This window comes from Cyanobium sp. NIES-981, assembly GCF_900088535.1.
Taxonomy (GTDB): Bacteria; Cyanobacteriota; Cyanobacteriia; order PCC-6307; family Cyanobiaceae; genus NIES-981.
The window spans coordinates 860,151-876,707 of the sequence record NZ_LT578417.1 but is presented as its reverse complement, the minus strand read 5'-3'; the positions used below and the strand labels follow the sequence as shown (position 1 = coordinate 876,707).

Annotated in this window: 12 protein-coding genes and 2 pseudogenes; 5 read left to right on the top strand and 9 right to left on the bottom strand. The window is 65.8% G+C overall.

The features are described from left to right. Positions 1-4: 4 nt before the first annotated feature. Complete coding sequence (locus CBM981_RS04460) at positions 5-406, top strand: type II toxin-antitoxin system VapC family toxin (RefSeq protein ID WP_087067422.1); 402 nt, start codon at positions 5-7, stop codon at positions 404-406. Here CBM981_RS04460 and CBM981_RS04455 read toward each other — a convergent pair. From CBM981_RS04455 to CBM981_RS15795, 6 genes and pseudogenes are all read right to left on the bottom strand, one after another. Then, complete coding sequence (locus CBM981_RS04455; protein ID WP_087067421.1) at positions 384-3,134, bottom strand: AAA family ATPase; 2,751 nt, start codon at positions 3,132-3,134, stop codon at positions 384-386. The genes CBM981_RS04460 and CBM981_RS04455 overlap by 23 nt on opposite strands. Positions 3,135-3,181: 47 nt before the next feature. Next, the gene (locus tag CBM981_RS04450; RefSeq protein ID WP_087067420.1) at positions 3,182-4,369 is read right to left on the bottom strand and encodes a DNA repair exonuclease; all 1,188 of its coding nucleotides are present in this window, start codon (positions 4,367-4,369) and stop codon (positions 3,182-3,184) included. Positions 4,370-4,499: 130 nt separating this feature from the next. Next, on the bottom strand, positions 4,500-8,051 hold the full coding sequence (locus tag CBM981_RS04445) for a TM0106 family RecB-like putative nuclease (protein WP_087067419.1): 3,552 nt from the start codon (positions 8,049-8,051) through the stop codon (positions 4,500-4,502). A gap of 51 nt (positions 8,052-8,102) precedes the next feature. Further along, positions 8,103-8,543 (bottom strand): hypothetical protein, encoded by a 441-nt coding sequence (locus tag CBM981_RS04440; protein ID WP_087067418.1) that lies wholly within the window; start codon positions 8,541-8,543, stop codon positions 8,103-8,105. Between the two features lie 107 nt (positions 8,544-8,650). After that, positions 8,651-9,136, bottom strand: a complete 486-nt coding sequence (locus CBM981_RS04435; RefSeq protein WP_087067417.1) for a hypothetical protein — start codon at positions 9,134-9,136, stop codon at positions 8,651-8,653. A 140-nt stretch (positions 9,137-9,276) separates the two neighbouring features. Beyond that, positions 9,277-9,615 (bottom strand): annotated as a pseudogene (locus CBM981_RS15795) (secondary thiamine-phosphate synthase enzyme YjbQ). A gap of 717 nt (positions 9,616-10,332) precedes the next feature. Between CBM981_RS15795 and CBM981_RS04425 the strand changes: the two are divergent. From CBM981_RS04425 to CBM981_RS04415, 3 genes are all read left to right on the top strand, one after another. After that, complete coding sequence (locus tag CBM981_RS04425; protein WP_087067416.1) at positions 10,333-10,656, top strand: hypothetical protein; 324 nt, start codon at positions 10,333-10,335, stop codon at positions 10,654-10,656. Between the two features lie 248 nt (positions 10,657-10,904). Then, positions 10,905-11,117 carry a transposase gene (locus CBM981_RS04420; protein WP_157665330.1) on the top strand — a complete coding sequence of 71 codons (213 nt, stop codon included), beginning with the start codon at positions 10,905-10,907 and terminating at the stop codon, positions 11,115-11,117. A 167-nt stretch (positions 11,118-11,284) separates the two neighbouring features. Next, positions 11,285-11,662, top strand: coding sequence for an IS3 family transposase (locus CBM981_RS04415; RefSeq protein ID WP_157665329.1), 378 nt, complete (start codon positions 11,285-11,287; stop codon positions 11,660-11,662). A 202-nt stretch (positions 11,663-11,864) separates the two neighbouring features. Here CBM981_RS04415 and istB read toward each other — a convergent pair whose 3' ends face one another. The 3 genes from istB to CBM981_RS04400 all read right to left on the bottom strand — a co-directional run bounded on the left by istB (position 11,865) and on the right by CBM981_RS04400 (position 15,706). Beyond that, positions 11,865-12,632: an IS21-like element helper ATPase IstB gene (istB, locus tag CBM981_RS04410; protein ID WP_304441605.1), complete on the bottom strand. Its 768-nt coding sequence runs from the start codon at positions 12,630-12,632 to the stop codon at positions 11,865-11,867. Continuing rightward, complete coding sequence (istA, locus tag CBM981_RS15790; protein WP_087067414.1) at positions 12,547-14,103, bottom strand: IS21 family transposase; 1,557 nt, start codon at positions 14,101-14,103, stop codon at positions 12,547-12,549. The genes istB and istA overlap by 86 nt, the downstream gene beginning before the upstream one ends. Positions 14,104-14,179: 76 nt before the next feature. Further along, a complete protein-coding gene (locus tag CBM981_RS04400; protein ID WP_225867339.1) occupies positions 14,180-15,706 on the bottom strand; it encodes an IS5 family transposase in 1,527 nt (508 codons plus the stop codon). Positions 15,707-15,956: 250 nt separating this feature from the next. Between CBM981_RS04400 and CBM981_RS04395 the strand changes: the two are divergent. After that, positions 15,957-16,397, top strand: a pseudogene (locus tag CBM981_RS04395) (integrase core domain-containing protein); the annotation flags it as partial. Positions 16,398-16,557: the final 160 nt, after the last annotated feature.

The window sequence follows — 16,557 nt, the reverse complement described above, 5'->3', positions numbered from 1 at the left end:
ACCCATGCATCTGCTGCTCGACACCCACCTGCTGGTGTGGGCCATGGGATCACCGCAGCGGCTGCCCGCCGCTCTGGCCGGGATGCTGGAAGACCCGCGCAACACGCCGGTGTTCAGCGTGGCCAGCCTGTGGGAGCTGGTGATCAAGCAGGCCCTGGGGAGGCCTGACTTCACCGTGCAGCCGGCCGTGCTGCGCCGTGCCCTGCTGGAGGGGGGCTGGCAGGAGCTTGGCATCGAAGCCCGCCATGCCCTGGCCGTGGCGCAGCTGCCGCCCCTGCACCGCGACCCGTTCGACCGGATGCTGCTGGCCCAGGCCACAGCCGAAGGCCTGCTGCTGATCACGGCCGACAGCCAGCTGGCGGCCTACCCGGGGCCGGTGCGGTTCATGGCTGCTGGATCCCCATGACGCCATCCCCTGGCAGCTCCAGCCTGGCCGCCCCCTTGAGCGTGCGGCTCCGCTCCGGATCACAGGTGAGCAGGATCACCTGCAGCCCTTGCCCGGCCGCCGCCTCCAGCATTCGGTACACGCCCAGCTGCCGCTCTGGGTCGGAGTAGGCGAAGGCGTCGTCGAACACCACCGGCAGGCTGCCGTCGTAGGCCTCCGCCAGCACCTCGGCCATCGACAGCCGCAGGGCCGCCGCGAACTGCTCGCGGGCGCCGGTGCTGAGCACGTCGAAAGCGAAGGCGGCCTCGCTGCCCCGGCGCCACTCCAGCTGGGTGAAGCCGCGGCGGGCGTCGTAGGCCAGATCGGACCGGGGCGCCTCGGGGAACACCGCCGCCAGATAGGTACCGATCCGCTCGGTGATCGGCGCGGTGTATCGGCTGGCCATGGCGTTCTGCTCCTCCTCGAGCAGCTGGCGCAGCAGGGTGAGCAAGGCGGCCTCCTTGCTCAGGCGCTCCTGCTCCTGCAGACAGCTCTCGAGCCGGGCCTGCTGCTGCTCCAGCTCGGCCTGCAGATCCCGGCGGCCATCGCCGTGCAGAAGGGTTTCGGCGCGGAGGCGGGCGTCGCTGGCCTCCCGCTCCTGCTGCTCCAACGCGGCGATCTCGCTCAGCAGCTGCCGGTCCCGGGCGGCCAGGCGCTCGGGATCCAGGACCGCCAGCTCGGAGCGGAGGGCAGCCAGGTGGGCCTCGAGCTCAGCCTTGCGATGGCTCAGCTCTCCGATCCTCAGCTCCAGCGCCTCGGCGGAGCCGCAGCGCTTCAGGATGGTGTCGATGCGGGTGCGGGCCTCCAGCAGCTGCTCGCGTCCGGCCTTGAGCGCCTGCTCCAGCTGCTCGATCGCAGCCTTCAGCTCGTCCACCGCCTGCTCCGCCCGCTGCAATGCGGAGCGCTGCCCATTTTCTTCCCTCTCCGCAGCGTCGCGCTGCTGGCGAGCCGTCTGCAGCTCCTCGCTGAGTTGGGCGAGGTGGGCGGAGGCATCCAGCGCCACGGCCTCGTCGTCCAGGGGCTCAGCGGGCAGGGCCTCGAGCTGCTCCTGCAGGGCCTGCAGCTGCTGCTGGAGGGCGGCCTGATCCTGGGGACCGCGCTGTTCCAGCAGCCGTTCCCGTTCCGCCACCAGGTCGCTGCGGCGCCGCTCGGCCGTGGCCGCCTCCTCCACGGTGGCCAGCTTCCAGCGCGCCAGCTCGCTGGCAAGAGCTGCCCGCGCCGTGTTCAGCTCCTCCCGGGCGGTTTCGATCGAGCCGCCGCCCCCTGGCAGCAGCCGCAGCTCCACGCCGTCGCCCACCCGCACCACCCCGGGCTCGGACAGCAGGCGGCGCTCGCCGGTGGCCAGCGGCTCCCCATCGAGCAGCACCGGCTGGGCGGGGTCAGCGCGCACCAGTTCGATGCCGGCCGCCATTGCCTCCAGGCGCGTCTGGGCGGTGCTCTGGCGCTGCTGCAGCCGGCGCAGCTGCTCCACCGCGTTGGCATCCATGGGCGGCAGCAGGGCGATGTCGCGCTCCAGCTGCTCCAAGCGGCCCTGCAGCTGCTCGGCGGCCGCCAGCTGGCCCCGCAGGCCCTGGAGCCGCACCAGCAGGCGCACCCGGTTCAGCCGCTGCTCGATCGCCTGGGCCGCCCGCTGGCTGCTGGCGCGGGCCTGCTGCAGCGTCTCGAGCTGGGCGCGGCCCTGATCGCGGGCGGCGATCAGCTCGGGCTGGCGGCCCTGGAGTTGCCCGAGCTCCTGGCTCTGGGGGCCCTGGGCAGCCTCGAGCTCCTGGGCCTGTGTCAGCAGCTGCTTGAGCTGGCGCTGGTCCTCGAGTGGCTGGTGCAGCTCCGCTGCCACCGCCGCGAGCGCCGGCTGCTCCTTGTCGATCTGCCCCTGCAGCTCCCGGCAGCGCTCCAACCCAGCCCTGAGGGCCGCTCTCTGCTGCTGCCGCCCGGGCAGCTCGTCGGCGATGCGGGCCAGGGTGGCCGCGGCGGTTTCGTAGGCGTTCTGATCGCGCTCCTGGTCAGCGATCAGCTCCTTCACGGCCTCCAGATCGTCCTGGGCTTCGATGGCGGCCCTCCGGGCTGCGGCCAGGGCGGAGGCCTTGCGCACCTGGGGGGCGCGGCTGGCGCCACCGGCGGTGTACACCTCCTCCCAGCGCTGCTGGATCGAATCGCGCACGGCCTGATCCAGGGCCGATTGCACCCCGATGCCGGCGCCGGCCTGCAGCCGTTCCACCAGCCGGTCGTGGTCGTAGGCGTCGGTGGAGAGCTCCAGCGGGTTGGTGCTGGAGGACCCCTGCCATACCCACAGGTGCCCCCAGCGCTCCCTGAGCTGATCGGCGGCGCCCCGGTTGCGGGCTACGGCGGCGGTGCCGAGCAGCTCGGCCAGCCGCTCCTCGGCGGCATCGCCCTGGAGGCTGCGGCCGCGGCTGTCCTGCAGCGACACGCTGCCGCGGGTGCCGGCGAAGCGCTTGCGCAGCGTCCAGGCTTCGCCGCCGCTCTCGAACACCAGCTCCACGTCGGGGTCGGCCATGAACGGATCGGTGCGAATGCCCTCGAGCAGCGCGCCGCCGGTCTTGGCAGGCAGGAACAGGGCGCGGTGCAGGGCCTCGGCCAGAGTGCTCTTGCCGGACTGGTTGGGGCCGGCGATCACCGTGAGGCCTGGATCGAAGCTCACCGCCAGATCGCGGTGGAGGCGGTAGTCGCGCAGGCGGGCGGAGTGCAGTCGCATGGGGAGCTCGGTGGCGGGGGGCAGTCAGGTCGGCGTGGGTTTGGACTTCAGGCGTTCACACAGGCGCGGTGCAGCTCCCGCAGGGCCATGCGGGCCAGTTCTCCTTCCTCCTCCCCGGCTTCTGCCATCTGCTGCAGCCGCTGCGCCACCCGGGCCACCAGGGGATCCCCCGCCCGCTCGGTGAGCTGCCGCAGCTCGGCCGGATCGGGGGCCACGCTGGTGCGATCGCGCAGCTTGAGGCGCAGCAGGCGGGCCTCGAGGCGCTGCAGCAGATCCTGCAGCCGGCTGGCGGCGGCCAGGCTGAGGCTGCCCTCGAGCTCGAGCAGCAGCAGATCCTCGTTGCTGCGGGGGCCAATCGCATCGCGGATGCGCTGCTCCAGGCGGTCCAGGTCGTCGTCGCTGGAGAAGCGATGCGCGATCTGGTGCCAGCGGATGCCGCCGGTGGCCACCGGGAACACCTCCGGCATGGCGCTCCGCTCCACCTGCACCACCAGCACCTGGCCGGAGCGGTAGTCGGCGGCGCGGGGGAAGCGGTCCATCTCGTGGCAGCCGGCGTACCAGGCGCGGGGCCCCACCTGCTTGAGGCCGTGCCAGTCGCCCAGGGCGACGTAGTCGATCTCCCCGGCGGGCAGGGCCGCCAGGTCGATGCGGTTGGTGGGCACCGGCGGGTTCTCGTCGTCGGTGTCGCCGCTGTCCTCGCTGCCGAAGCCCTGAATGGAGCCATGGGCGAGCACGAGGCGAGGCGCCTCAGACCAGGGGGAGAGGTCGAGGTTGCGCAGCCAGGCGGTGGGATCCACCGACTCCGCCTTGCGCAGCAGCGGGCAGGGCAGCACCACACCGGTGGGCAGGCCGATGGCGCTCAGCTCAAAGGGGTGCCGCTCCAGGAGCACGTGGAGGTTGGGTGCCAGCTGCTGCCGTTCTTCGCGGAAGTAGCCCTCCTGCCAGAGGCTGCCCGGACCGCCGTGATCGTGGTTGCCGGGGATCACCAGCACCGGCAGCTCCAGGGCACCGATGGCGCTGCAGGCCGCCGACACGTCGGCGCGGGTGGGCTGGTGGGAATCGAACAGATCCCCCGCCACCAGGATGAAGGCGGCGCCCTGCTCACGGGCCACGGCGCCCAGCCGGCGGATGGCGTCCAGACGCTCGCGGCGCAGCTGGGCGCGCTTGTCGCCATCGGCGACCCGGGCATAGGGCTTGCCGATCTGCCAGTCGGCGGTGTGGAGGAAGCGGAGCATCGGGTGGGTATGGAGTCTGAATGGGGAGTGCTGTGGGCGAGGCTCTGAACGTACGCAGCTGGAGCGCGGGTTCTGAAGATCTACGTGCGAATGACAGCGGAATCAGTCGATTCCGAAGCGTGGCGTCGACCTAGCCGATCAACCGACACAACCGGCTGAGCCGCTGCACGTTCTGGATGCTGCTGCTGATGCCGGTGGTCAGCTCGGGGGATCCCACCACGATCGAGAGACACCGGGCGCGGCTAATCGCCACATTGAGGCGGTTGGGATCCAGCAGGAAGTCGATGCCCCTTGGGGCGGCGTCGCCATCGCTGGCGGTGAGCGAGTGGATCGCCACGGGCGCCTCCTGGCCCTGGAACCTGTCCACAGTGCCCACCCGTGCCTTGCTGCCCAGGCGCCGCTGCAGGCGGTTCACCTGCAGGTTGTAGGGGGCAGTGACCAGGATGTCCTCGCCGCTGAGAACGCCGTCGCAGGTTTCCATCTGGCCGTTCACCAACCTGGCTCTCTGGTAGGGCCTGCCCAGCAGCTGTTCCACCAGGGCGGCGATGTGGTCCACCTCTTCATCGCTGAGGGTGCTGTTGCCGCTGTGGGCCACCGGCTCGAACACCAGACCCTGCTGCGGCCCCTTCCAGAGCACCCGGTTGGCCGTGTTGGCCGGGGATGCCTGCAGCTGGCCCGCATAGAACAGTTCCGACACCACGGCGGTGAGCGATGGCGGCATGCGCCAGCTGGTGGCCAGGAACACGCCCCGATCGGGCGGCACCACGGCGTGCTCCTGCATCACGTAATCGAGGCACGACAAGCCGCTCTCGCCCGGGTGGGCGGCCCGGTTGGGCTGGGAGAGCTGCTGCTGGTCGCCCACCAGCAGGATGTTGCGCGCCACGCGGCTCATGTAGAGCAGGTGGCTGAGCGACACCTGGCCGGCTTCATCGATCACGAGCAGATCGAAGGGGGCGCCGTCGTAGGCCTCCTTCACCAGGGTGTAGATCGTGGCGCCGAGCACATCGGGACTCCCGGGCAGATCCTTGGCCTTGAGGGCTTGAACACGGGTTCCAGCCAGGGCCTTCACATCGCTCTTCTCACTGGAGCTGCTGGCCGCCTTCACCACCAGCGCGGAGGAGCCGCGGCTGTCCAGCTCGCCTTGAACCTTCTTCAGCACGTTGTTGATGGCGGCATTGCTGTTCGAGCTCACGGCAACGCGCTGCCCTGCGGCCACCAGCTGGGCGATGACGGCACCGGTCACCGTGGTTTTTCCGGTGCCGGGCGGCCCCTGCAGGGACACACCCACGCCATCGGCCTGCTGGAGGAAGGCGCTGAGTTCAGCCGCGGTGCTGGCCGGGTTCTGCCGCACCCGTTCATTGAGGGCCACCAGCTCGGGCACGGATCGCCGCTCCAGCAACTGCAGCAGGGCCGGCGGCAGGGGCTGGCGCTCGAACACCCAGCCCTGGGCCAGGCGCACCAGATCCTTGAGCATTGTGCGGTAGATCAGTTTCGGCATCAGCACCAGATCGGCCTGATCGGGCAGCTGGCCTCCGGGCAGGTTGACGATCCTGGCCAGCGAAGTTGGTGACGCCTTCAGGCTGACCTGATCGATCCTGGTGTCGTCGAGCAAGCCTGCAGCGCTCCAGGTCTTGCCATCAGCCAGCGCCAGCGGCTCCAGCGGCTGGAGATGCTCGCCGTCGCGAACCAGAGGGATCACCGCAAAGATGGGATGGCGGCCCTCCTTGGCGGCCAGCTTCAGCGGCTGGTCGGCATCGAACCGGTAGTGGAAACCCAGTGAGCTCTTGATGGGGCCCTTGCCCTCCAGCCGCGCCCCGGCGATCACCTCGCTGTCGTTCTCCCGCTCGTCGGGTGTCATCTGCAGGCGGTGGAAGAACTCCCACCACTCCACCTTTCCTTCGCGCTCGTGGAAGTTGATCAGCTGGCCCAGCAGCCGCTGCACGCGCCAGCTCAGACCCCGCGGCCCCATGGCTTCTTCATCCTCGAGAAGGTCCGGCAGCTCGCCCTGCAACTCGCGGGCCGCCACCTCGAGATCCCTTTCGAAGGCCTGGGTCTGGACGTCGGCGTCCTCCCCGTTGTTCTCCCTCGCGGTTGAGCCCCACCGGTTGGCCCGGAAGGGAATCTGCCTCAGCTCCGGCAGCCCCAGCAGGAAGCGGTGCAGGCCTTCGGTCACCTGGCAGTCCTTTTCGTTGTAGTCCTGCAGCGCCTGCAGCAGCGGGCTCCGGCCGGGGGCCTTCCCTGGCACCCCTGGCTCGCCGGACTTGCGCCATTCGGCGTACTGCACCACCGAATCGGCCGCGCTCTCCACCTCGCCGCTGTGGCCCTCGTCGTAGAGGCGTTCCACCTTCTTGATCGAATAGCTGGGTGCGCCCACCAGCAGGCCGTTGCGCACGATCGGATAGAGGTCCACCAGCAGCTCCTCGCGCAGCCACTGATCGATCCGGGCCTGGTGGATCTGGTGGCGCGAGGCCAGGTTGCCGAGCGCCGTTTTCTCGTAGCTGGCGTAGTGGTAAACGTGCAGATCGGGGTACCGCTGGCGGCGCTCCTCCACCCAGGCCACGAACTTGTCGAACGCCCGTTTCTCCTCGGCGGGGGTGTGGGCCCACCAGCCCTGGAACGCCAGCTCCCCAGCGGCGTTGCGGTAGCAGGCACCGAACAGGTATTCGAGCTTCTCGCCCGTGATCGGATCCGGGTAGCCCTCCATGTCGAACCAGATGTCGCCGGCATCCGGTGCCGGCAGCATCGCCAGGCCGCGGGCCTGCTGCTCCCGCGGCCGCACCTGGAACGCCGGCCGGCCATCGCTGCGGGTTTCGCTGGCGATCTGGATGCGGGCCTGATCGCGCAGCCGCTGCAGTACCGCCGCATCCAGGCCGGGCACCGGCTCACCGTCGGCTGAGGCCGCCAGGGCGTCGATGGTGGTGAGGCCGGCGGCGCGCAGTTTGTCGCGCTGGCTCTGGCGCATCCCGGCCACCAGGATCAGGTCGCGCTTGCGCTCCAAGCGCTCCTGGATGAACGGCTCCCACAGGCCGTGATCGCCGGGGGCATCCTCCGGTTCCAAGCTGGGATCGAAGCCGGCGCGGAAATCGCGGTAGCGCTGGCGCAGCTGCTCATACCAGCTCCAGAACTCCTGGCTGGCGTAGGTGCGGAACAGCTCGCCGCCCTTCTTGCCCCCCAGGTAGAGCCTGAACTGCTCCGGCCGCGACCCCAGGATCGGCGTGAGCAGCTCGCAGTAGGCGCAGGCCTGCACCAAGTAGATCGGCTTGGGATGGCTGGAGAGCTTGCACTCGATCGGGATGTAGCTCCAGGCCCCCAGCGCCGAGGGTTGCTCGATCCGCTCCAGCAGATCCGCCGAGCCACGCATCTCGCCGTTGCGCAGCGAAGCCTGCCAGATGTAATCGGCCCCTGACCGCATGGCCGCCAGGGTGGCCGCGTAGTCGGAGTCGTCCTGTTGGCCCCGCAGCTTGGCGACCGTCTTGCCGCGCTCCTCCAGCAGGGCGATCAGCACCTCCTCATGCTTCAGACCGGCGACTTTGAGCAGGTCATCGAGGGCCTTCGCCTTGGGACGCGGCGCCCGCTCGGGATCGGTGGCGTGCACCTCCTCCCACCAGGCGCCGATTACGGGGCTGCGGCTGAACAGGGCGAGCTGGGAGGGGGTGATCAGGCGGTCGCGGCTGGCGGGCATCGAGGCGGTGATGACGGGGTGGATGGTGATGGGATTGGCGTTGGGAAGGGATCAGTCGAGATCCACGCTCTCCAACAGCAGCCGGGCCCGCATTAGCCGGTCGGCATCGATGGCCCAGGCCACGATCTGGCTGTGCTTTGCATCGGCGTCATCCTGCATCTCCTTCACCACGCCGTCGTGGAAGTCCTCCAGTCGACGCACCAGGATCAGGGCGATCTGTTGATCCTCAGCGGCGCTGGTTTCCAGCGTGCCGATCAGATCCAGCACCTGCTTCAGCTTGGGGTTCTGCTCGCGCTCGGGCTTCTCGGGGCGGGTCTGCCTGTTCTGCATGGCGATCAGTTGCTGGGGGGTGTTGGGGATGCCGGCAGCCAACGGCCCAGCGGAGTGCTCAGCAACCATCTCGGGATGAACGCCGGTCTCGGGATCCAGGGGCTGACCGCCTTGGAAGCGGTAGCGGCCGAGGGGACGGCGCGGCTGATTGGGCTGGGTCATGGCTTGTCTTTCGCGATGCCCGTAGCTTCGCGGCGATGCCGCTCGAGCGCTGCTTCTTCGTGCGATAGACCAGCGCAACCCCGAATCAAGGTGCGAGGCGTCGCCCTTCAGAAGTGGGCGTCAAGCTGCTGCTGTTGCTGCTCAAGTTCGCGGCGACGGGCCTCCATCTGGCCCCTCAGCCGAGCAGTGTCGTCACTCAGGGCCTGCCAGCGCTGCGCCAGCACCTCCAGTTGCTGCTGCGCCAAGGGCTCATGGCGGGCTGACGGTTCCGGTGGGCACGGCGGCGGCTCCTGCTCCAGCTGGCGCACCACGGCCTTGAGCTGGCGGCGCAGGTTGTGCTGCAGCCCCCGGCCGATACCAGGGAGGTCGGCGATGCGCTCAATCCGGCAGTAGAGCTGGTCACCCCGCACCAGCCCATGCCGCTCCAGCAGTGCCAGCCGCCCTTCGGCGAATCCCTGTACCCGCCAGCTGCGGATCGTCTGGTTCGCCAGTTGCTCCAACAGCCACCACTCCCGCTGCGACGCCTGATCGATCTGCAAGGCCGCCGCTTCAGCCACGGCGGCCACGTTCAGATCGGCCAACTGCTGGAGCAAGTCCCGCCGCAGCTGCTGCAGCCGGGTTGCCCCCTGATCCCAGTCTGCGCAAGCTTTCCACCAGTTCACAGGGAACACGCCACATCCGTCGGCCCCAGGCTTCCGGTCAGAGCATCGGGCTCAGGGATTAGCCAGCATCGTCACCACAATGAGCGCAGCTGGCGGGGACCGTCGAACTCGCACAAGAAGATGTTCCGCCAGTGCGACATGCCCAGTTGACGACCGGTCAGCGGAATCATCTCTGATGGCAGCAGTCCTGCCTTGAGGTGGGCATCAACATTACCGCCCTGGGCGTCATGCTTTCACATGCCCTTGGGAGTTTGCTGGCTGAGGAAGTGGATCACGTCCCCATGCACACTGTCGTCCCAGTCCTCCTGGATCATCACTGCGGCTGTAGCGCCATGGGCGTAGAAAGGCACCAGGCCGTCGCTGATGCCGCTGCGCCGAACAACTGAACTGACAGCATCGGTAATGCGCACCAGCTGCTAGTTGCGGCTGGTGGGGAAATGCAACAGATGTCGCCTCGCGAGGGCAAAGGCAAGGAGATAACACCATCCATGCTCGCCGCCACCCGAGCTGGCGTGCATGTGAATGCATATATTACGCCTGTCAAAATAACATCTCAGCCTGTCTTTGCCAATGTTGCCTTGGAAAGAAGTGATTAATCCTTTAGCGGTCATTGGAAGTGATGATCACCAAGCATGTATCTCTTTATGCTTACACGCATCCTTGGCAGATTAAGACACGCACGGAGAGTGGGCAAGGCATCTGAGAATCGTTCCGAATGCATCTCTGCCAAAGAGAGAATGTCATGCATTTCATTGGCCCTGATGCCGTCACAGAGCAAATGGTGATGGATAAAGCAAATTAAGGCCTTGTCTTTGTCATTTAACTGCTCAAAACTATCCACACCTCCTACGTAGCTGGCCGGGAAACTTCGTTCGCAGGCCTTACAATAGTACTCAATTACGTGAAGGAAAGCATCGAGCATGCCCTGTACGTGTCTCTCGGCCTCGATGTATTCAGGAGTTTTTGGAGTAAGGCCAACATACCACCGATCAGAAAGGCAGGGCATAAGTCCGATCTTCAGTCTTGCCCGACTATAACGGATACGCTACCCAGTTGCAATTACTAGAGTGCTGGGGTATTGTAGTGCTTGGCTGACGGCACTTTCATCCCATCGCCTTGCAAGATCTGTGTGGCTCTTTTTTTCCGACGCATTTCTCTCCATTGTCGCTGACAAAGCAGAACCGACCAATGATCGCTTGCTTGTTCGAGCCCGTAGAGAGGGCCATATCGAGCGTGTCTTTCCAGAGGCTGAGGTCTTTAGTGTTGAAGGGGCTGATTATTCGTTCCGTGCATGGCTGCCGCGTGCTCGAGTGGCACAGGCCTGCCTGGAACAGGTGCAAGCAATTGATTACGTGAATTTCAAGGATTCAATTAGTGATTCTGACTATCACGATGCCGCAATGGACGCGTGGCTCGCAATGTACCGCTATCAGGGTAGCCGTCAAGCCTGAATATCCTCTTGCTACTAGGTTTATATTGTTTTTGCCTTTTGCTGTCCTGCGCAAGGATACGCAAGCAATAGTGAGAGATTGGCAGTTGTGTCAAGTGTAAGAGTCTCACGGGATTAAGGAGAGGCGTCCCCGGTTTCATTGGCATCGGTCAGGGGCTCACCTGGGTGATGTGTATGACGTGGACCCCGGAAACCGGTCCAGGGTGAATGAGAGTCATCAGCCGGCCAGACTGGGCCGGGGACTCCAGCATGAAACGCACCAGGCACACAGCGGAGCAGATCATCCGCAAGCTCAAGACCGCCGAACAGCTGATCGCCCAGGGCAAGACCGTCGCCGATGTCTGCCGCGTCATCGAGGTGACACAGCCGACCTATCACCGCTGGAAGCAGCAGTACGGCGGGATGCAGGCCGAGGAGGCCCGCCGGCTGACGCAGCTGGAGAAGGAGAACGCCCGGCTCTAGCCGAAGGCTTCTCCGCAGGAGTAGAAGCTGTTGGCAGAAGCCGAGCTGGAAAAGGCGATGCTCAAGGATCTCGCCGAGGGAAACTTCTGAGCCCGGAACGCCGTCGCAGAGCCGTCGCGGTTCTGCGTGAGCGTTACCGGGCCTCTGAACGCCTGGCCTGCCGTGTTGTGGGGCAGCACCGGAGCACCCAACGAAATCCCGGCAAGGTTGTCGGCATTGAAGAGGCCAAGCTCCGCCATCGCCTCCGCGAAATCGCAGCGGAGCACATCCGCTGGGGCCGCCGGATGGCCTACCGGCTGCTCAGGCGGGAGGGCTGGACCATCAATCACAAGCGCGTGCAACGACTCTGGCGGGAGGAAGGCCTGCAGCGGCCGACACCCAGAAAGCGAAAGCGGGCACGGCCCGCTGACGGCTCGGTGCGGCGTCACCGGGCTGAGCATCCCCACCAGGTGTGGGCCATGGACTTCCAGTTCGATGCCACAGCTGATGGCCGCTGTCCCGTGTCAATCAGGTTGAAGGGTGGCGTCAATCAGGTTGACCGGTGAGCGGCACCGGTTTTGCCCCTGCTGCAGGCCTGAACTGCCGATGAGGACTGGATCGTGACCAGGCATGTCGCGGCGCGTCAATCTGGTTGGTTGCGCGGGGAGATTGCCTCGACAGGTGGGCCAGTTGTCGCGTCGCCGCCCTGGTCTTGGACGTCTGGGCCGCTGATGCCGGTGATCGTGCCGGTGCTGACGCCCGCGTCAATTACGTTGGCGGGTCGCTGGAATCGCTGGAAACCCTTGCAGCAGCTGCCTTCTGCCGGTAGCTCTCGCCCTTGATGCCGATGATGTGGCAGTGGTGCACCAGCCGGTCCACCGCTGCCACGGTCATGGAGCCGCTGGGGAAGATGTCGTCCCACTCGCGGAAGGGCTGGTTGCTGGTCACCAGCAGTGATTTGCGCTCGTAGCGGTGGCAGATCAGCTCGAACAGCACCGAGGTCTCCAGCTCGCTGCGCCGCACGTAGGAGATGTCGTCGATCACCAGCAGGGCGTAGCGATCGAGCTTCTGCAGCATCGCCGGCAGGTCGTAGGCCGCCTTGGCCTTCTGCAGCAGCTGCACCAGCGTGGTGGCGGGGAAGAAGCGGCAGACCTGGTCCTGCGCCACCATCGCCATCGTGATGGCAATGGCCAGGTGGGTCTTGCCCACCCCGCTGGGACCGAACAGCAGCAGGTTTTCCGCCTGCAGCAGCCAGGTGGTCTGCCGCGCCAGGCTCTGGAGCTCCTGCCACTGGCGGGGATCGAGGTGCTGGTGGTCAAAGCCGTCGAGGCCCTTCTGCCAGGGGAGATGGGCACCGCGCAGCAGCCGCTGCTGACGGGCGGTCTGCCGCTGTTCCAGCTCCTGCTCGCAGAGGGCGTAGAGGAACTGGCCCGGGCTCCAGCCCTGGGCCTCAGCCTGCTCGGCCAGCGGCTGCCAGTGGCTGCGAAACCGCGCCAGCTTGAGTTGTTTGAGCAGCAGCGGCAGGGCCGCTTCCACCGCCTGTGAGCGCGGCAGCGGGGACGAGGTGGTCATAGGAGGCCAGCAGGTGTTGGGGAATGACGGGATCGGGGAGGCTCGGGCAGCGGGGCGGCACGCGAAAGCGCTGCTGCAGAGCCGAGAGGGACAGGGACTGGCGGCGCTGGGCCTGCTCCAGGAAGGCGAGCACCAACTCAAACGAGGCCACCCGCACCGCCACATACAGGGCCTCCGCCATCAGCCGGGCCGCACCGTCACGCTCACCGCCGGCCAGCAACTGCTGCCAGAACTCCCACCAGCGCTGATCCGGGAACAGGTGGCGCTGGTAGCGGCAATGGAGCAGGGCCCGGGGCTTGGCCCGCAGGCCATCGATCAGGTGCTCCAGATCGATGCACCAGGCCCGCTTCTCACCTGCGGCGCCATAGGCGCGCGGGAGCTGGCAGACCCAGCCGCTGCCCAGGAACACCACCAGCCGGTCGTGGTGCAGCCGCACCGTGACCTGACGGCCGATCAGGGTGGGCGGCACCGAGTAGATCACCTGCCTCACCTCGATCGTGCTGGTGCTCCGCACCCGCACCGTGAGCCGCTCGTAGTCGGCAAAGCGGAACGCCGGCAGAGGGGCCAGATGCTCCAGCTCCTGCTCGTAGCGCCGTTGCCGGGGGGCGTTGAGGGCGCTGAACACCTCAGCGAGAAGCTCGCCGTATTCGGCCGGCTCCTCGAAATCACAGCTGCCGCGCAGGATCAGCTTCTGCTCCAGCCGCCGTTTCACATGGCCGTTGGGTCCCTCGACGATGCCGTTCTCGTGGGCCACACCCCGGTTGTTGCGGCTGGGGGACAGGCCGTAGTGGGCACACAGGGCCTGGTAGCGGGGGGTGATGTCGAGGGCGTAGCTGCCATCCCGGTTGCGGCTGGCGGCCGAGAGCCGATCGGTGCGCAGCTCTCTGGGCACCCCACCGCAGGCGGCCAGGGCGTTCTGCAGACCCTCGGAGAGGGCCACGAAACTCTCTCCGCCGTGGACGATCTGCCCGTAGGCCCAGCCGCTCCAGGCCAGGCGGTAGTGAAAGAGAAGGTGGGGGAACGGTTGTCCGCGCAGGGTGATCGCCACCCGTTTCACCCGGGTGAAGTCGCAGAAGCCGATCTCGCCGGGCTGGTAGGCCAGCGGGAACATCACCTCCGGCGCCGGGCCATGCAGTGCCTTCCACTGCTGTACCCGCCGCTGCAGGGTGCGTTTCACCGAACTCCAGTCCTGATCAGGCTTTTGCTCCTGCAGGTGCTCCAGCAGGGTGGTGGGCGTGAGCGCTGGATGGCGCTCCAGCAGCGGCAGTAAGAGTGGTTCCCAGACCTCCGCCAATGGATCGGGTCGGCGCCTGGTGCGGGGCTTGGCGGCTTTGGGTTGGAGGCGGCCTGCATCAATGCGGTGGGCACTGCTCACCGAGATGCCCGCCGCTGCGGCAGCCACCTCCTGGCGGCTGCCGGCTCGTCGTTTGGACATGTAGGGCCTCCTGAGAAAGTGAGCCGCGGGCAATGCGCACCACAATGAGCCTGCCCGGGCGACCTCTGAGTGATCCTCAGGCCCCGCTGAGCTGACAACTCAGCTCTCTGCTGCTGGAGCTCAGAGCCCGTGCGGCGGAGACCAAGAGTTGCCAGCAGAGCACAAAATAGAGACAAAGAAGCTCCAGGAGCTTCTGGAGGTTCATGACCAGGACATTCATCGCGATGGATGAACCCTGTGTTGCCGGCAGTTTCTCTCGGATCAATCCCAATCCATAGCGACGCTTGCCTTGACCGATCTTGCCTTCAACAGCATTGCGCCGCCTTTGATCATCAACGAACTGCCGCCTCTCGGCTGCCACCAACTCCGGATCATTCTTCGGGCGACCAAGACGAGGCCCACTCAGCCGAATGCCGTGACGCTGGCAGAATGCCCGATTTGATCTTGTGCGGTAGATCTGATCAGCGCAGATCACCTCCGGATAGCAGCCGTATCGACGACGATAGGCTTGGGCCTGAACTTTCAGATCTTCCCCTTCGTTGTAGGGGTCAAAGCTCAGCCGATCCAGGAAAGCAAATCCTTCATCGGTGACAGAAAGTGAGATCTTGGCGCCGAACTCAACATTGCACCTCGCCTTGCCGCGAACAATTGGCCTGATGTGCGCTTGACAGAGGCTGACGATGCGAGCGGGAATACTTCTGGTGTCTGAGCGATAGAGAATGTTCTGCTGGCGGACCAGCTCACTGACAACCAACAGCTTCTGATAGGCATGCCGCCCAGCCGCCAGAAGGCTTGCGCCACAGGCTGTCAGGGCGTCAATGTTGGCAAGGTTGCGCTTGAGATGCCCAAGCTGTTGCTTGATCGCTTTGCGGATCTTGAGAAACCGAGGGCGTTTTTTCTTGGCCACGGCGAGGAACTGCTGCCTGGCCTGCTTCCGATGCGTTCGTGGTTTGTGACCAAAGGACTCTCTGACCTGCGAATACATGGCATCGATCAGAGTCTCGGTGAGCTCTCGGCCTTCATTGAGCAGCGAGAGATCCGTTGGATGCCGAATATCTGCCGGAACGCATGTCGCATCAATCAGCAGTGACCCCTGATTTGGCCGTGGCGTTTTGGATTCAATCTTCTGATCAGCTGCGCTCCCGGCTCCGCCTCCATCGCTGCTGTCGTGCTCATCAACTGCAGACGAACGGATCACGTTCAGACCGTGACGCACGATTCGTTCATTGCAGTCATTCACGACCGAATCTGGCAGCCGCTTCCGGAAGTACACCATCATTGATGGGTCAAACGGAGCCGAGTACTGAAATGCCTCCAGGCCGATGAAGAACTGGAGATAGGGGTTCTCTTTGATTTGCTCAACCAGTTCTTCATCAGTCAGCCCCATGCGGGCCTTGATGATCAGGGCGCCCAGTGCCATGCGAAATGGCTTTGCCGGGGCGCCAAAGCCCTTGCAGAACTGAGCTGCATAGTCACCTTCCAGCTCATCCCATGGGATCAGCTCAGCCAGCTTGATCCAGCGATTGTCACCAGAGAGCTTTCCTCCAAACGGCAGGAAGAAGTCCTCGAACGAGAGCTGATCACGATGCTCACGTCGGTACATGTGGAAAACTCTGGGCGGCTTTTGGGCGCAAACGAGCCCAATCTCGTACATTTTAGCCGAGAAAACTGCTCACATCCATTGCGCTGCAGTGGATGTGGCTTTTCTCAGGAGGCCCCATGTACAGCGCAATCTGTTGAGCGGTGAGGGGAGCAGGCATGGCCCGGTGCCCTGCGCATGGCAACCGGATTCAGCAGACCCCCTCAGAAGCGGTCAACCAGATCGGCGCGACCCCTCAACCAGATTGTCGCCGGACAGCCGCAGACTCAAGTTCCTGAACGTGATCGACGAGCACAGCCGCCTCTGCCTGGCGATCCGGGTGGGCAGGCGCTGCAAGGCCAAAGACGTGGTGGCCGTGCTGGAGGAACTCACCAGCCTCTACCCAGCACCGGCGTTCATCCGATCGGACAACGGCCCGGAGTTCATTGCGCAGGCCCTACGGGACTGGTGCGAGGCCAGCAGCGCCACCAGCACGGCCTACATCGCGCCGGGATCCCCATGGGAGAACGGATTCGCAGAATCCTTCAACGGCCGCTTCCGCGATGAATTCCTCAACACCGAGCTGTTCACTACAGCCCCGGAGGCGCAGATCCTGGCCGATCGCTGGCGATGGGAGTACAACTCACTCAGGCCGCATTCGGCCCTCCAGGGGCGTACGCCCCTGGAGGCAGCTCAACAAGGAGCTGCAGCATGACCATGACCACCCACTCTCATAAGGACTGGACCGATAAAGGGGGTCACGTCATGTAGAGCCGGCGATAGACGCAGCCTGCGAAACCTGCGCGACAGTTGTCAACCCGATAAGTGAGCGGGGTTGATGAAGTCGGGGTGGGGGCAGGAACCCACCACTACCG